The sequence below is a fragment of the Streptomyces sp. DSM 40750 genome, assembly GCF_024612035.1.
GTDB lineage: Bacteria > Actinomycetota > Actinomycetes > Streptomycetales > Streptomycetaceae > Streptomyces.
In genome coordinates this window covers 6,836,107-6,850,218 of the sequence record NZ_CP102513.1, presented here as the reverse complement: position 1 = coordinate 6,850,218, position 14,112 = coordinate 6,836,107, and the positions used below count along the sequence as shown (strand labels likewise).

Below are 14,112 nucleotides of genomic sequence, written 5' to 3'. Positions count from 1 at the left end.
GCGACCGGCCCGGCACACCCGATGTGAGCTGTCAGGAATCGCCGGGAACATCGGTGGCCATACCGGGCTGGCCCACGGCCAGCATGCGAATCTGTGCCTCGCTCAGCGCGCCCTGGAAGACCCACGCGTCGGAGACGGCGCCGGGCCAGTGCCCGCCCACGGTGGTCGTTCCGGTCTTCGCCGCGCCCAGGTACAACGGCTGTGTCGACTTGAACAGCTGCACGTTCTCGGCCGATGAGAACGCGTCCGTGCACGTGGGCACGTCCTGCTCTCCGTCACCGTCCGCGTCCTCGCAGGGCACGCTCTCCGGCTCACCGTTGACGTAGAGCGTCAGCTCCTTGGTGAGTCCGTCGTAGACGAGCGCCAGATGCGTCCAGTCGTCGGCCCGGGAGAACTGGGCGTGGTCGACCGCGGTGACAACGGCGCCGGTCGTGTCCGTGGCCGCTGTCGTGACCTGCCAGCTGCCCGGACCGGTCGCCGGGTCGTCACTCGGCACGTAGCGCACCGCGAACGCGTTCTGTGTCGTCGTCCCGGGTGTGCTCAGCAGTGTCACGCTCTTGTCCGGGACAGCCGCCGCCTGCGCCCATGTGCTGATGGTGAAGCTGCCAGTGGTGTCCACCGGTGCGGTGGCCGTCGTCCCGTAGTCGTCGATTCCGTCAAGTGCGACGCCACCGTCGACCCAGATCGCACCGCCGACCGCCGCTCCTCCCCGCAACGTCATGGCGTTGCCCGACGCCGACGCGTCTGGCGTCACTTGGGGCGACCCCGATCCCTGCTCGAACGTCCAGCGTCCCTTGACCAAGGGCCGCTGCTTGACCATCTGCTGGACCTCTTCGGCCGAGAGCGGGCGGTCGTACAGCCGCACGTCGTCTATGGTGCCCGGGAAGTGGCTCAGGACCTGGCCGTTGTAACCACCGGCCCCGATGTACATGGACTGGTCCGCGTAGAAGGGGCTGGTCAGCGTGGTCGATCCGGCCCTGACTCCGTTGACGTACAGCGTCAATGTGTTCATGACCGTGTCGTGCACTCCGACCAGGTGCACCCACTCTCCGACGCGTGCGGTGGTGCCATCGGGCTGCATGGCACGGATCGGTGTGGCGTCCTCGGCGTCGGCGGAGTACTGGTTGACCGCCCACCGGTCGTAGGCCTTGGAGTAGTACAGCTCGAAGCCGGAGCGGTACTGGCCGGCCTGGGCGGTGATGATCCCCGCTCCGTCCGGTTTCCTGTCCAACTTGGCCCAGGCCGAGACGGTGAAGCTGCGGGAGGTGTTGATGTGCGGTGCCCGCTGCTGGCCGATCTTCGCGTAGGCGTCGGTGCCGTTGAACTTGGCCGCCTTGCCCGCCACTCCGGGTACCCCGGTGGTGACACCGCCCGCGTACTTGGCCGGTACGACTCCGCCGTAGCCCTTGATCTTGCTGGTCTCGGTGCTCGCCTCGTCGAGGTGGAAGATGGAGACCGCAGGGCGGCCCGGGTCACCGACCGACTGCTTGGCGTACAGCTTGTCGACTTCGTCCTGGGCAACCGCCTTGTCGAACAACTGCACTTCGTCGACCGCTCCGGGGAAGAAATCCTTGAGCGCTCCGCTGTTCCTACCCGCACCGATCTGCAGGCCCCGCCGTGCGTTCCAGGTGATCTCGTGGGTGACCTCGCCCGTGAGCGTGCCGTTGACGTACAGCCGCATCTTCGTGGCCGCCGGGTCGTAGGTGCCGACGAGGTGGGTCCAGACTCCGGCCTCGGCTCCGCCCGCCGCGCTCGCCATGGCGCGCTTGGCCGTGGCACCCGGCGCATCGGTGGCCAGGGTGCCGAAGACCCAGCGGTCGTAGGCGGATGAGTAGAGCAGTTCGAAACCGGCTGCGTCGTTGCCGATCTGGGTCGCCACCATCGCCCCGTGGCCGGGCTTGGTGTCCAGCTTGGCCCAGGCCGAGACCGAGAAGCCGGTCGTGGTGTCGACCACCGACAGGTCGGTGGACGCGTACCCGGTCGTACCGTCGAGGGACAGGGCTGTACCGAGCGTGCCGCCCGCTCCGGGGGTCGCCCCGCCATTGAGGTCGAGGGTCCGTGCGGGAGTGGAGCCGTCGGCCTGGCTGGCGCCGGAGCCTTCGTCCAACTGCCAGGTGGCACGGTCGGGTTGACCGGCCTTGACTCGGAACCGGTAGCTGGACTCCGAGGCGTTGCCGGCGGAGTCGAATGCCTTGACGAACAGTGTGTTGGTACCGACCCGGGGCGGCAGCAGGTTGATCGTCCTGGCTGCGCCCGCCGTTGTCGCGATCTCGTTCTTGGACGTGGGATCGACGTTGATGCCGTACCAGTACCTGGTCACATCGGCCTCGCCGGCTTTCGCCGAGAAGGCACCGTACTTGCCGATGCCGTCGTACCAGGGGTCGTTCGGATCAGCCGTGTCATAGGCGGGGTAGTCGGTGGACGTGATGGTCGGCGGCTTGGGCGCCGTGGTGTCGTAGACGAAGTAGCAGCCCGTGGCGTCACCGGCGTAGGACCACGGCGAGTAGGTGCCGTTGACCTCGTTCAGATCCTTGTCCTTGACGCGGGCGTACCAGTGGATCTGCTTGTTCGTCGGGATGGACGAAGGCAGCGAGATGGCGAAGTCGGATCCGGAATCCGCGAATGTACTCAAGGCCGGCTTCCAACGGGCGATCAGCCCTTTCCCGTCGCCGCTGTCCCACTTCGCCTGGAACTCGACGGCCACGTCGTCGCCATCCGGGTCGGTGACGTTGTTGGCATAGATCGTCCCCAGTGACCGCGTCCGCGGGGCGCTCCCGGGCTTCTTGCACGTACCGCCGTACTTCATCGTCAGCTGCGACATCTTGAGCTGAGGAGGAGACCGGTTGTAGTAGACCCGCAGGTACGCGTCGTCCGAGAACCGCTTCCAGCCGTAGGCGTCCTCCTCGTTGGACGCCTGCAGGCCGAACGTCATGGTCGACCACTTCTTGTCCGCGGCCTGCTGGACCGCCGACTTGACGTTGAACTCCGCGTCCTTGGCCGAGCAGCCGTCGAAGCCGTACGCGAACGATTCAGTGGTCAGGTGGTCGATCCAGAAGCCGGAACGGTTCTGCGAGTTCCATGTCGTGGACTGCGAGATGTCACTGGTCCGCCACAGCTGGACACCTCGCGCGCCGCAGGAAGCCGACCAGGTGTTCCGCACCGTGAACTCGGCGGAGAGGATCTTCTTGCCGGCGAACTTCGAGACGGGAATGCGGTAGAAGAGCCGCTTGGTGTCATGGGGCTGGCAGTACGACCAGGCGCAGTAGCCCATGCCCGCGGTGGGTTCGCCGTTGAACTTCCACTGGGGCGCCGAAGCCCAGTACTTCGACGCCATCGTCCATGCCGTCGCTCTGGGGGTGTGCATCTGCGGGTCGATGAGACCGGGTACACCGTGTCATCGCCCCGCAGGACATCGGTGTCGGGCTTCAGTACGAGTTCATCCTGGGCGGCGGGCACATCCACACTGACGGGCGCCAGCTTTCCCGACTCGGTGGCGCCCGGCTCGCCGTTCTCGTCGGCTGCCGCAGTGGTTTCCGCGGCTGCCGCACGCGACATCTGCTCGGCGCCGCTCTTCTGCACGGCTGCACCCGACGCGGCCGCGCCCGGGCTGGAGTCCCACATCACTGGTTCCGGTGCCTCGAACACCGCTGTGCCGGCGCCCTCGTCCAAGGCTTCCAGGCCGCCGCTGCTGGTCTCCTGGACATTCAGCCCCTGGGTGTCCATCCTCAGGCGCACTTCGGCCAGTTCCTTGCTCGCTGCGGCCTCGGCCGACTTCACGACGAGGAGTTGCGAGAAGCCGTCCTCCTGAGCCCCCAATCGGAGGTCGACCCCCGGCAGGACATCCGCGTAGGTCGCGATGTCGCCGTCCAGCCGGGGAGCGGGAAGCTCACCCGGCCATGACAGCTCTAACTGCCGTCCGGCCTTCTCCATCCGCACCATGGGAGCGCCGCCGCCGCCGGAGAACTGCAAGCCGATCGTGGCGGCTTTCGGGGCCACCATGCCGTCACCGATCTTCGTCAGATCGGTGTCGACGGCCTTCCATTCGCCATCTACACGCGTCCACACCGGGCGCAGATACTCACGTGCTTCGAGCTTGCCGTCCGGGGTGGCGAAGACCTCGCTGCTCTCCCCGCGTTGTGAGGCGATCTCCACCGACTCGCCCGTGCGCTCGGCCTGCGCCAGGGCGTCGGTTTCCGTGAGGACTGGCTGTTCCGTCGCCGGCGACTCCTGCGTCACCTCCGCCGACGGTTCGGTGCGAGCCGCGCCCACCGCGGCCGTCGGCCCCAGCACGCTCGACATCACAGCAGCGGATAAGACCGCCCCGGCAACGCACCACCGTCTGCCCACAGGCATGAAGCGCTCTCCCCCGCAGGGACTCCCCAGCCCCTGTCATTGCGTAGTTGGTCGTCTACGAACTGTGAAGGGAGGGTGAAGCGCGATTCAACAAAAGCTCCAGAGCGCCACGAGAGGACATCACACCCCATCGGAACCAAACACCACAGAACATCCAGTGACGTGTGTCACAAGAGCAACGACCGAGGTGGTCGCCGAACTGTTCGGCGACCACCTCGCCCTGGCCCTTACCCGAAGTCCGTCAGGGATTCTCGATGGTGATGAAGGGGTCCCACTGGAAGTACCCCTTCAATTGCCGGTGGCGGTCCAGGATCTGGAAGTAGAAGTGGTACGTGACCTTGCCGACCCTTTTGACGGTCGTCCGCCAATAATGGTCCTGGTAGTTCTGCGTCACGAATTCCGGCCTGCCCTCGGAGCCCTCTTTCGGCATGGGATAGATGCCGTCGATGACCTCGATCTCGGGCGTCCTGATGAGCTGGTGTCCGGTGTCGCTGCTCACGTACTTGTACAGCAACGCCTTGTAGTCGCTGCCGAGCGAGATCGTTGTCTCCCGCCACCTGATGCTGTCCCCGGGTTCGGCCCGGAGGTTCAGTTCGGCGCCCGACGTGCCGACGATGTGATCGTGGCGCGTCGTCATGTAGATCAGGTTGTGGTCGGCGTACGTCGGCGCTTCCGGGTTCCTCGATGCGTTGGGATTCTGTTCGACGATCGTGGCCGCGTCGAACGCGATCAGTACGTTGAGATCAGCCATTTCCCGTTCCTTTCGGATTGTGGATACGGATTCACGGCACCTTGTACGCCATCGCCCGCGGGTAGTCGTGCCGGTGCAGGCGGACGCGGACCAGCAGGGGTCCGGCGTTGACGGGGTCGGTCGGGTCGGTGAGGCGGGTCAGCAGGTCGTCCAGTTCGGAGGTGTGGGCGATGGTGATCCCGTTCGCCGGGGTCTCCTTGCCGGCGAAGACGGCCGCGAGGCGGTCGTAGTGCCAGGGGTGGAGGACGTTGTAGAAGTCCGGGTCGTGGGTGGCCCGGTCGTCGGCGTAGAAGGACGGGTGCACCAGCATCTGTTCGATGCCGTAGAAGTGGCCGTTGTCCATGACGAAGACGACCGACCGCAGGCCGAGCCTGGTGTGGGTGGAGATCTCCTGGCAGGTCTCCTGGAAGGCGCCGTCGCCGACGAAGACCATCGGGCGGGCTTGCCCGCGCTCGGGGGCGAGCGCGGCGCCGGTGGCCGCGCCGACCGACCAGCCGATGGACAGCCAGCTGACCTGCGACAGGAACCCGCCCGCGGGCAGGGACAGGTTCATCGAGCCGATGAGGGAGAACGCGGCGTCGGAGACGACCGTCCAGTCCTGCCGGGTCTCGTGGCCCAGGAAGTGGTTGATCCGGTCGAACACGCCGTCGTAGGTGAGTCGTTCGGCGTGGTCGGACCGTGAGCCGCTGGTGCGGAGCGAGGCGCGGTACTGCTCCAGGCCGGCGGGGCGGTCGGTGGACGCTCCGTGGTGGGCTTGGGCGGCCTCGGCGTAGTAGTCGGCGGCCAGACCCCCGGAGCCGTAGGTTTTCACCAGCGCGTCCTGGAGGGCGGGCAGGAGTTGTTCGAGCTGGACGTCGGGGAAGTAGGAGGTGCCGACGCTGACGCCGCCGTTCGCGGCCATCACCCAGTCGGTGCCGACGCACTGCTCGCCGCCGAGGTTCTTCGACGTGGACCAGGCGCCGAGCCCGATCCGGCAGGTGGCCCAGTCCTTGAAGATCCGGTGCACGTCCGGGTGGCTGGCGTGGCCGTTGTAGACGCCGTGGAACTGCGGCAGGTCCTCGGCGACGACGGCCTTGGCGCCGACGGTGGTGCAGAACGGCACCCCGGTGCCCTCCACCAGGTCGGTGAGCTGCCCGCCGAGGCGGAACCGGTCGATCTCCTCGCCGGCCCACACGATCGGGCGGGGCGTGCCGTCCGGGCCGGGGTGCTCCCCGACCAGGGTGAGGATCGCGTTCACGGCGTCGTCCAGCATGCGCTGGTTGCGCGCGCTGAACGGCCGCTCGCGGCGGAGGATCGGCTCCCCGGGCTCGGGGCAGGGCTCGTCCCACAGGTCCTCCATGACCTCCAGGTAGACCGGCCTGCGCTCGGAGAGGCACGCGGTGAGCGCGGCGTCGATCTGGGCGGGGGCGAGGCCCGGGTTGGAGATGACCTGCGCGTCCACGGTGACCTGCCGGTAGACGTCCAGGTTGCTCTCCGGGCGGGGGCTCATATGGGAGGTGAGCAGGCCGACGGCGCGGTAGTTCTGCCACTGCTCGTAGGGCGGGGAGGCGTTGACGGCGATGAGCGGGACCTGCTCGACGTAGGCGCCGCCGCAGGCGTTGAGCAGGTTGAACGCGCCGACGCTGTACGTGACCGCGGCCGCGCCGACGCCGTGGACGCGGGCGTAGGCGTCGGCGGCCTGGCCCGCGCCGCCCTCGGTGGGAGTGCCGACCCACTCGATGTCGCCCTCGGCCCGCAGGGTGGTCAGGAACGGGCCGAGGTGGTTGCCGGGGACGCCGAACAGGTGGGTGATGCCCAACTCGGCCAGACGCAGGGCGAGATAGCGGGCGACCGTGCACTCGGGAATGATCGCGGTCACGAGCGGCTCTCTTCCTGGCCCGGGGTCGTGACCGGCGGGGCCTGGTGGACGGCGACGGCGGCGCGGACGGCGCTCTCCAGGGCGCCCTCGATCCAGGCGTGCTTGAGGGAGGTGTGCTCTCCGGCGAAGTGCACGGGGCCCTCGGGCCGGGAGACGTCCAGGTGGAAGCTGGTCATCTGGTGCGCGGTGTAGATGGCGGCCTCGCCGAAGGCGTACGGGTCGCGGGCCCAGCTCTTGGTGGCGCCCCGGCCGGTGAAGAACACCTCGATGCGGCGGCCGTGCAGGGCCTGGAGGTTGCGCAGGGCGTAGACGTAGCGCTCCGTGCTGCGCATGGAGTCCCAGCGTGCGGCGTCGTCGGACCAGCAGTACGAGGCGAGTACGACGCCGCCGGTGCTGCCCTCGACCCGGTGCGAGGGGTAGTACATGAACCGGTTGGGGTTGTCGGTGGCGGAGCCCCCGCCGAAGCTGTGGGTGGCGGGGCGGACCGCGGGGCCGCGCAGTGGCATGGTGCTGTTGAGCTGCCGCATCTCCTCGGTGACGCCGCTGTCCTTGACGGCGGCACCGAGCAGGCCCGCTGGGGCGGCCCCCGACTCGGCGAGCGAGAGGGCTTCACCGGTGCCCTGCTCGCCGCCCAGCCGGTAGTACTCGTACAGTCCCGGTGCGATGCGATCGAGCTCGCCGCGCCAGTCGTCCTCGGTGAACTCCCACCACCGGTGGCTGAACTCCAGCAGCACCTTGGTGGCCTGGTCGTAGTGGGTCTCGATGATGGCGCGGCGCTTCTTGTACGACATCGAGGGGACGATCTCCACGAAGCGCAGGGCGGAGAACGGGATGGTGACGATCGCCAGGTCCGCGGTCCACAGGCGCGGCGGGGCCTGTGGATCGTTCTCGGGGACGGTCTGCACGGCCACGCCCCATCCCTCGGGCCCGACGGCGCCGGTGCCCTCGGGGTCGGCGTCGCGGCTGGGGTCGTGGTATTCGAGGCGGATCATGCGGTGGCCGAGCCGCACCTCGTCGCGCAGGCCCTGATGGAGGGCGTCCGGCAGGCGCCAGCTGCCGCCGGGTACCTCCCAGTAGCGGACGGTGGGGTTGATGTCGCTGCGGCTCAGGAAGCTGTGGAAGAAGGAGAGGTGCAGCCGTGAGGACATGTTCTCCAACGTCCCGACGGCCTCGATCGCCTCGTCGCTGAGCCCGGCGTAGTCGCGCAGGAAGCCGCCCATCGAGTAGCCGTCGAAGTCGCGGATCACCCGGGCCCAGCCCTCGACCCACTCGTCGAACGGCTTGTTGACGCGCTTTCCGTCGACGACGTCGGAGTAGTAGTCGCGTACGGCCTCCAGCGCGTCGTCGACCATCTTCACGACGGGGGCGCGGACCTCGTCGTCGGTGAGGTGGAAGCCCTCGTTGATCCGTTCGGGCCTGGTGTTGTAGTCGGCACGCCGCACCTGGACGCGGTTGGTGCGGATCCAGGCGTTGCCGCGCTTGTCGGGTTCGCGGAAGTCGGGGCTCGCGTCGCCGTTGGTCCACGTCTGGCCGGTGAAGGACGTGTACGTCACCGGGGGTACGGGGACGTCGGGGCCGCTGCCGGTGGAGGGGTCCACGTCCACGTTGTAGAACTGGCGGCGGCCGAGCCCGAGTTTGTCGACGAGGGCGAGGACGAGCGGGTGGAAGTCGGGCAGCCGCATGGCGCCGGCCTCCGCGTACTGGGCGGGGTCCTCGAAGGGCTGGTGGTGCTTGGTGGCGCGGAAGGTCTTGATGCGTCCGCCGACGCGGCTGGCGTTGGCCTCGATGATGGTGACGTCGTGGCCGGCGTCCTTGAGCAGGCGGCCGGCGACGAGGCCGGTGATGCCGGCGCCGATGACGAGGATCTTCTTGCGCGGGTGGTGGGTGGGGCCCAGGCGGCCCGTGTCGATCAGGGTGTGCAGATAGCCGAGTTTGAGGTCCGTGTCGTCCGGCCCGACGAGGAGGAGTTCGCGGGCGAGCTTGATACACGTCTGCCAGCGCGCACGGGTGGCGGAGTTGTCCCGTGGAGTGTCCGTCATGGTTGGGAATCGTAGAGACGCAGAAACGATTTCTTGTCTCCCCCGGCAGGCGAAAGTCCTAAAAACACCGATCGCCCTTCTTGACGGAATTTCGACTTGCTCGAATTTCCTTACGGAGACCGGAGTTTCTCCAGGGACGGAAGGGAAAGAGGGCGAAGTCGAGGCAGAAATTCCGCGCACGGAATGTGGAAATCCTGAGGACTCGACGTCGGCGGGCCCGCCGGAAATTTTTCCACGATGGCTCTGTCGACGCCGATCGGGCAGCGGCGTCACGCCAAAAGCGTCGGTGCCGTTTCCCGTATTACGGTCGGGGTGGTCCTGGGAATTGGGGCGGAGTTCGGATTCCGGCGCTGTGGGGCAGGCTGTCAGGGCAGTCGGTCGGCAATCGGCGCCAGGGCCTCGGCGGCGGCCAGGGCCCGCGTGACCTCGTCCCGTACGGCCTCGTCCGTCTCGATCCGCTCGCGCAGGAGGGGGAGCGTCGCGGGGTGGGCGGGCCAGCCGTGGGCGAGGGACTGGAGGGCCGCGGTACGGACCGTGGGGTCGGGGTCGGTGGTGGCGCGGTCTCGGAGGAGTTCGGCCCCGGGGTCGCCCTTCTCGTACACGGCCCACCAGCGAAGCGCGTCGGCTCGGATGCCGGGATCGGGGTCGGCGGTCGTACGGTCGCGGATCAGTTCGCGGGTGGTCGGGGCGTCGCCGTCGGCCGTGGCGAGCAGGCGCAGGGCGGCGGCGCGGACGGAGGCGTCGGGGTCGGCGGTCGCGCGCTCGTGGACTCGGGGCCACAGGTCGGACTCGTCGCGGTTGTAGTGGCGTAGCGACGTCAGTAGCTCCTTGCGTACGCGCGGATGTGGGTCCGAGGTCAGGCGGGCGAGCGCCAGGTGCCACGTCTCGGCTTCGTCGCTCCGGTGTTCGCACAGTTCGCTCAACGCGGTCGCTCGTACGCCGTCATCGGGGTCGTCGACGGAACGGCCGCGCAGGAAGTCCCAGATGTCGGCCTTTTGCCCGCTCAGCATGAGCAGGCCCCGGAACGCACTCCCCCGGGCATCGCCATCGGATTCCTCGATGACCCGGCCGCGGAGAAACTCCCACGCGTCGGGCTGTTCGTCCGCTCTCCTCCCGAGTTGGACGCAGGCTTCCCCACGTACAGCCGGGTCCGGGTCCGCGACGGCGATGCGGCGCAGCAGCTCCCATGTGTCGGCCTCGTCCGGCCACAGTTCGCTCAGCCCCTCGACTGCGGCTTCTCGTATGCGCGGATCCTCGTCCTCGACGGCGAGGAGTCGGATGGGTGGCCATCTGTCCTGCCGGTCGCTCAGGAGGCGCAGGGCCAGCCGGCGGACGACGACGTCCGGATCCTTCGCTGCACGGTTACGGCGCAGTGCCCGTGTCTCGGCCTCATTGCCGCGCGCCCGTTCGATGCAGATGAGTGCGTCATAGCGAACCTGCTTGGACGGGTCCTCGGCCGCGAGGCGGCGCAGCAGTGCCCATGTGCGCTCGTCGTCCCGGTAATCCGCCAGCGCCTGCACAGCCGCACCACGGTCGGCTGCGGAGAGCGCGGATTCGGCCATGGCGGAGATCGGCGCCCAGGCGTCGCTCCCCACGCTCTCGTACTCTCGCAACAGGAACAGAGCAAGGGCTCGGATCCTTACCTCCGGGTCGGCGACCGAACGTTCTCGAAGCAGGACTTCGACCGCACCGTCGACATCGTCGTATTCGGTGAGAAGTCGCAGCGCGGTTTCCCGTACCTCCTCGTCGGGGTCCGCCGCCGCCCGGTCCCGGAGCAGGGCGGGAAAGTCGATTCCGGTGTCCGCGATGTGTTCGGCGTCTTCGGGGTCACAGTCGTCGGCCAGCACCCGGAGCATCCAGACGCGCACCGCGCTGGAGGGGGCGTGCACCGCCATCACGAGACATGCCTGCCCCGGGTAGAGACCGCAGGCCACCAGCCCCGACATGTCCGTGGACATGCCGAACTGGCCCCGCACATGGAACCACCGAAGGAACCGTGCCCGCCCGCTCCAGCGCTCCGGGAAGGTGCTCAGGACGAACGCGATGTCCTCCTTGTCGTGCAGCAACGTCCACCAACCGTCGACGTTCTCGAAGCTCCTGATCACCGAGTCCACCACCCCCCGGCTCTGCGCCCCGACCGCCCCGATCCGCCGCACCTCCGCCAGTGCCCGCGCCGCCAGCACCAGCAGCCGGGCCTCCGTCACGATGTTCCGGCGCCGGTGCATGACCAGCAGCCGGTCGATCGCGGCGGCGGCCTCCGGCTCGCCCACCTGTCCCACCAGCAGCAACAGCACCTCATGCCAGGCCGGATCATGGGCGTGACGGACGAAGATCCGCTCGATGAACTCCTCCGGGGTCCACTCTCGGTAGCGCGTGTAGCGGCGGTCGATGTCCTCGGCGGCCAGGTATTCGAGGAAGGCCCGGTGGACGAAGCCGTACACCCCGCCCCCGTAGTGGCTGAGGATGAAGTTCCGCTCCCGGAACTGGCGGACCATCGTCCGGGCGGCCGACACCGCCTGGGCCACGGGGAGTTCGTACTGCTCGCGGAGGTAGTCCTTGAAGGTGGCCAGGAGGACGTCCTGGTGGATGTGGTTGCCCGCGATGCCGTCCTCGCCGTCCTGCATGCGTCGGGCGACGAGTCGTAGCAGCTCGTGGCGGTCCTCGTCGCCGAGATACGACAGGGCCTCGACGTCTTCGGGCGCTCGCAGGTTCTTGGCATGCTCGTCCCAGTGGGCGATCAGGACGGCGACCGCGTGGCGGTAGACGCCCTGACGGTCGCGGGGGAGTTCGCGTCTCCGCCCGATGATGGCGAGGATCGTCAACAGCAGGGGATTCCCGGCGAGTTCACGCACGGGACGGGAACGGGTGACTGCGTCCATGAGGCGCTCGTACAGACGTTCCGCGCGGTCCTCGTCGTGCGGGCACGAGGTCGCGTACCACCGCCAGGCGAACTCGTCGATCCGGTCCTCGTCCAGGTCCTGGATCATGAAGTGCCTGAAGCCCGCGCTCTCCAGGACACCACGCTGGTAGCCGATGACCCGTGAGGTGACCACGACCCGAACCCCGGCGTCCCGATGACGGCCGGCGAAGTCCGCGATGCGATGGCCGACCTGCTGGCGGGCGGCGGGGTCGAAGAGTTCGTCGAGCCCGTCGAAGACGACGACGGCGCGCCCCTCCGCCAGGAGCCGTTCCGTGACCGAGGGCGGGGGCGCCATGCCCTTGGTGCTGTGCAGGTACTTGAGGAAGTCCTCGAAGGTCAAGTCCCACCAGGGTCCCGCGGCGTACTCACGAAGCTCGACGACGAGGGGCACCCGGTCGGCGAGCGACCGCAGGGGGTCATCGGGCTCGTCACCACCGGCCTCGACACCACCGGCCTCGACACCTTCGGCCTCGGTGAGCACGAGAGCCAGATGGCGGGCGAGCGTCGACTTGCCCGCGCCGGGGTCGCCCAGCAGGACGACGCGGTCGGCCTCCGGATCCGCCAGTACGTCGAGGACGTCCGACGCGGGGCGCTCCGCGTAGGCCTGCCGGGCGCGCTCCAGCGCTTCCCTCGCGTCCCGGCCCAGCCCGGAAGGCAGGCCGACCGGCCAGTCCCCGGAGTCGACGAGCCGTCGACGGAGGTCCTGGGGCAGTTCCAGCGGCGGTGGATCCGCCCGTACCGACGGCGGCACGAACACCTCGTTCAGCCCGACCGGCGGATGCTCCCCCTCCTCCGTGGGGATCAACACGTCCAGGTCCAGCCGCCCGTAGCACTCGCGCACGCGTACGGCGTACCTGCGCAGCGCCGCGTCGACCTGATCGGCGCTCGGCGGGGACGATTCCGGAGCGGCGACGGTCTGTCGCACGTACTGCCTGCCGACGTAGGTGACCGGGCTGTTGTCCCCGGTCGTGGCGGCGTGTACATCCCGCCCGGCCCCGATCGCACCCTCACCACCGGCATCCACATGATTCCCGTCCCGCCCCATGTTCAGGACGGTAACTCAACGGCGTGGCTTGGGCCCTGCGCATACGACACACACAGCCGGGCCGAACGTCCGTCGCTGCTCCGGAGCGGCATGGGATCACCTTTCCGGGTGCAGGTCGGCGTGGTCGATCCAGGTGACGGCGACGAAGATGTCCTCACCGACGGGGGCCTCCGCGGCTTCCAGGAGGGACCAGGTGCGGGCCTCCTCGACCAGGTGCTCCCATGGCTCCGTCCAGTCGAGCTCCCAGTCGAGGTTGCTTCCGGAGATCCCGTACGTGTGATCGCCGCGCACCCGCCAGAACTGGGAGTGGAGGATCAGCTGGGCGTGGTCGGCCAGGTCGTTGACGATCTCGGTGAAGTGGGCCGAGGGCCAGCCGGGGGCATCCTCCGCACCGGCGGCGCGCAGGCGTGCGGTGAGCGGCGGGATGAAAGGGGTGCGGGCGCCGAGTTCGGTCAGGGCCCAGCGGATGCCGCCGGGCTCGGTCCAGTCGGGTGGGATCGCCCGTTCCAGGCAGGCGCGGTAGGCGCGGCGCAGGGGCTCGACCGCGCCATCGATCTCCAGGCCGGCAAGGGCCATGGCCGCCCATTCGCGGACGGTCGGGTTGTCGCTGTCGAGCAGTCCGATGAGGGCGGGGCCGCAGCGGGGATCGCCCACCTCCTCGAAGACCTCGATGGCGGTCAGCAGGCCGAACCCGCCGAGGGAGGGCAGTCCGTCGATGAGGGCGGGGATGGCGTCGGAGCCGATGTAGATCAGTTCCGCGCGGGCGTCGTAGGACGGGCCGGCCGAGTGGTCGAGCCGCTGGACGAGTCTCTCGACGTGAGAGGTCATGAGTGGTCCCGGCGCCAGTAGGTGGGGAGGGAGTCGCGCGCGAGGTCGATCGGGCGCCAGGCCGGATCGAGCGGCTCGTCCACCGTCGGGGGTCGGACGAACTGCCGACTGTGCTGGTCACAGGCACCGATGTCCTGGTGGTTGCGCGGGGCCTCGATCAGGGAGATCTTGTTCGCCTCGCCGGCCATGGTCGGCCAGCGGAACTGGACCCCGTCGTCCTCCCGGAAGCAGACGGGGCAGATCTCGTACGAGCCGGGCATCTCGTCCAGAACGAGATGCCCGCAGCAAGGACAGGGATGGCGGTGGCTCATCCGCGCA

The 14,112-nt window shown here is 68.7% G+C and carries 7 protein-coding genes; all 7 read right to left on the bottom strand.

What is annotated here, in order from left to right:
- Positions 1-31: 31 nt before the first annotated feature.
- The 7 genes from JIX55_RS30575 to JIX55_RS30545 all read right to left on the bottom strand — a co-directional run bounded on the left by JIX55_RS30575 (position 32) and on the right by JIX55_RS30545 (position 14,105).
- Positions 32-3,334 (bottom strand): LamG-like jellyroll fold domain-containing protein, encoded by a 3,303-nt coding sequence (locus JIX55_RS30575; protein ID WP_306820045.1) that lies wholly within the window; start codon positions 3,332-3,334, stop codon positions 32-34.
- Positions 3,335-4,594: 1,260 nt separating this feature from the next.
- Positions 4,595-5,104 (bottom strand): inclusion body family protein, encoded by a 510-nt coding sequence (locus tag JIX55_RS30570; protein ID WP_257566461.1) that lies wholly within the window; start codon positions 5,102-5,104, stop codon positions 4,595-4,597.
- 31 nt (positions 5,105-5,135) lie between these two features.
- Positions 5,136-6,962 (bottom strand): thiamine pyrophosphate-binding protein, encoded by a 1,827-nt coding sequence (locus JIX55_RS30565; RefSeq protein ID WP_257566460.1) that lies wholly within the window; start codon positions 6,960-6,962, stop codon positions 5,136-5,138.
- Positions 6,959-9,001: an FAD-dependent oxidoreductase gene (locus tag JIX55_RS30560; protein WP_257566459.1), complete on the bottom strand. Its 2,043-nt coding sequence runs from the start codon at positions 8,999-9,001 to the stop codon at positions 6,959-6,961. Before JIX55_RS30560 ends, JIX55_RS30565 begins: the two co-directional genes overlap by 4 nt.
- A gap of 365 nt (positions 9,002-9,366) precedes the next feature.
- Positions 9,367-12,966, bottom strand: coding sequence for a HEAT repeat domain-containing protein (locus JIX55_RS30555; protein ID WP_257566458.1), 3,600 nt, complete (start codon positions 12,964-12,966; stop codon positions 9,367-9,369).
- Between the two features lie 96 nt (positions 12,967-13,062).
- Entirely contained in the window at positions 13,063-13,794 is a 732-nt protein-coding gene (locus JIX55_RS30550; protein WP_257566457.1) for a HEAT repeat domain-containing protein, read from the bottom strand.
- Entirely contained in the window at positions 13,791-14,105 is a 315-nt protein-coding gene (locus JIX55_RS30545) for a CPCC family cysteine-rich protein (RefSeq protein ID WP_257566456.1), read from the bottom strand. Before JIX55_RS30545 ends, JIX55_RS30550 begins: the two co-directional genes overlap by 4 nt.
- Between the last annotated feature and the right edge of the window lie 7 nt (positions 14,106-14,112).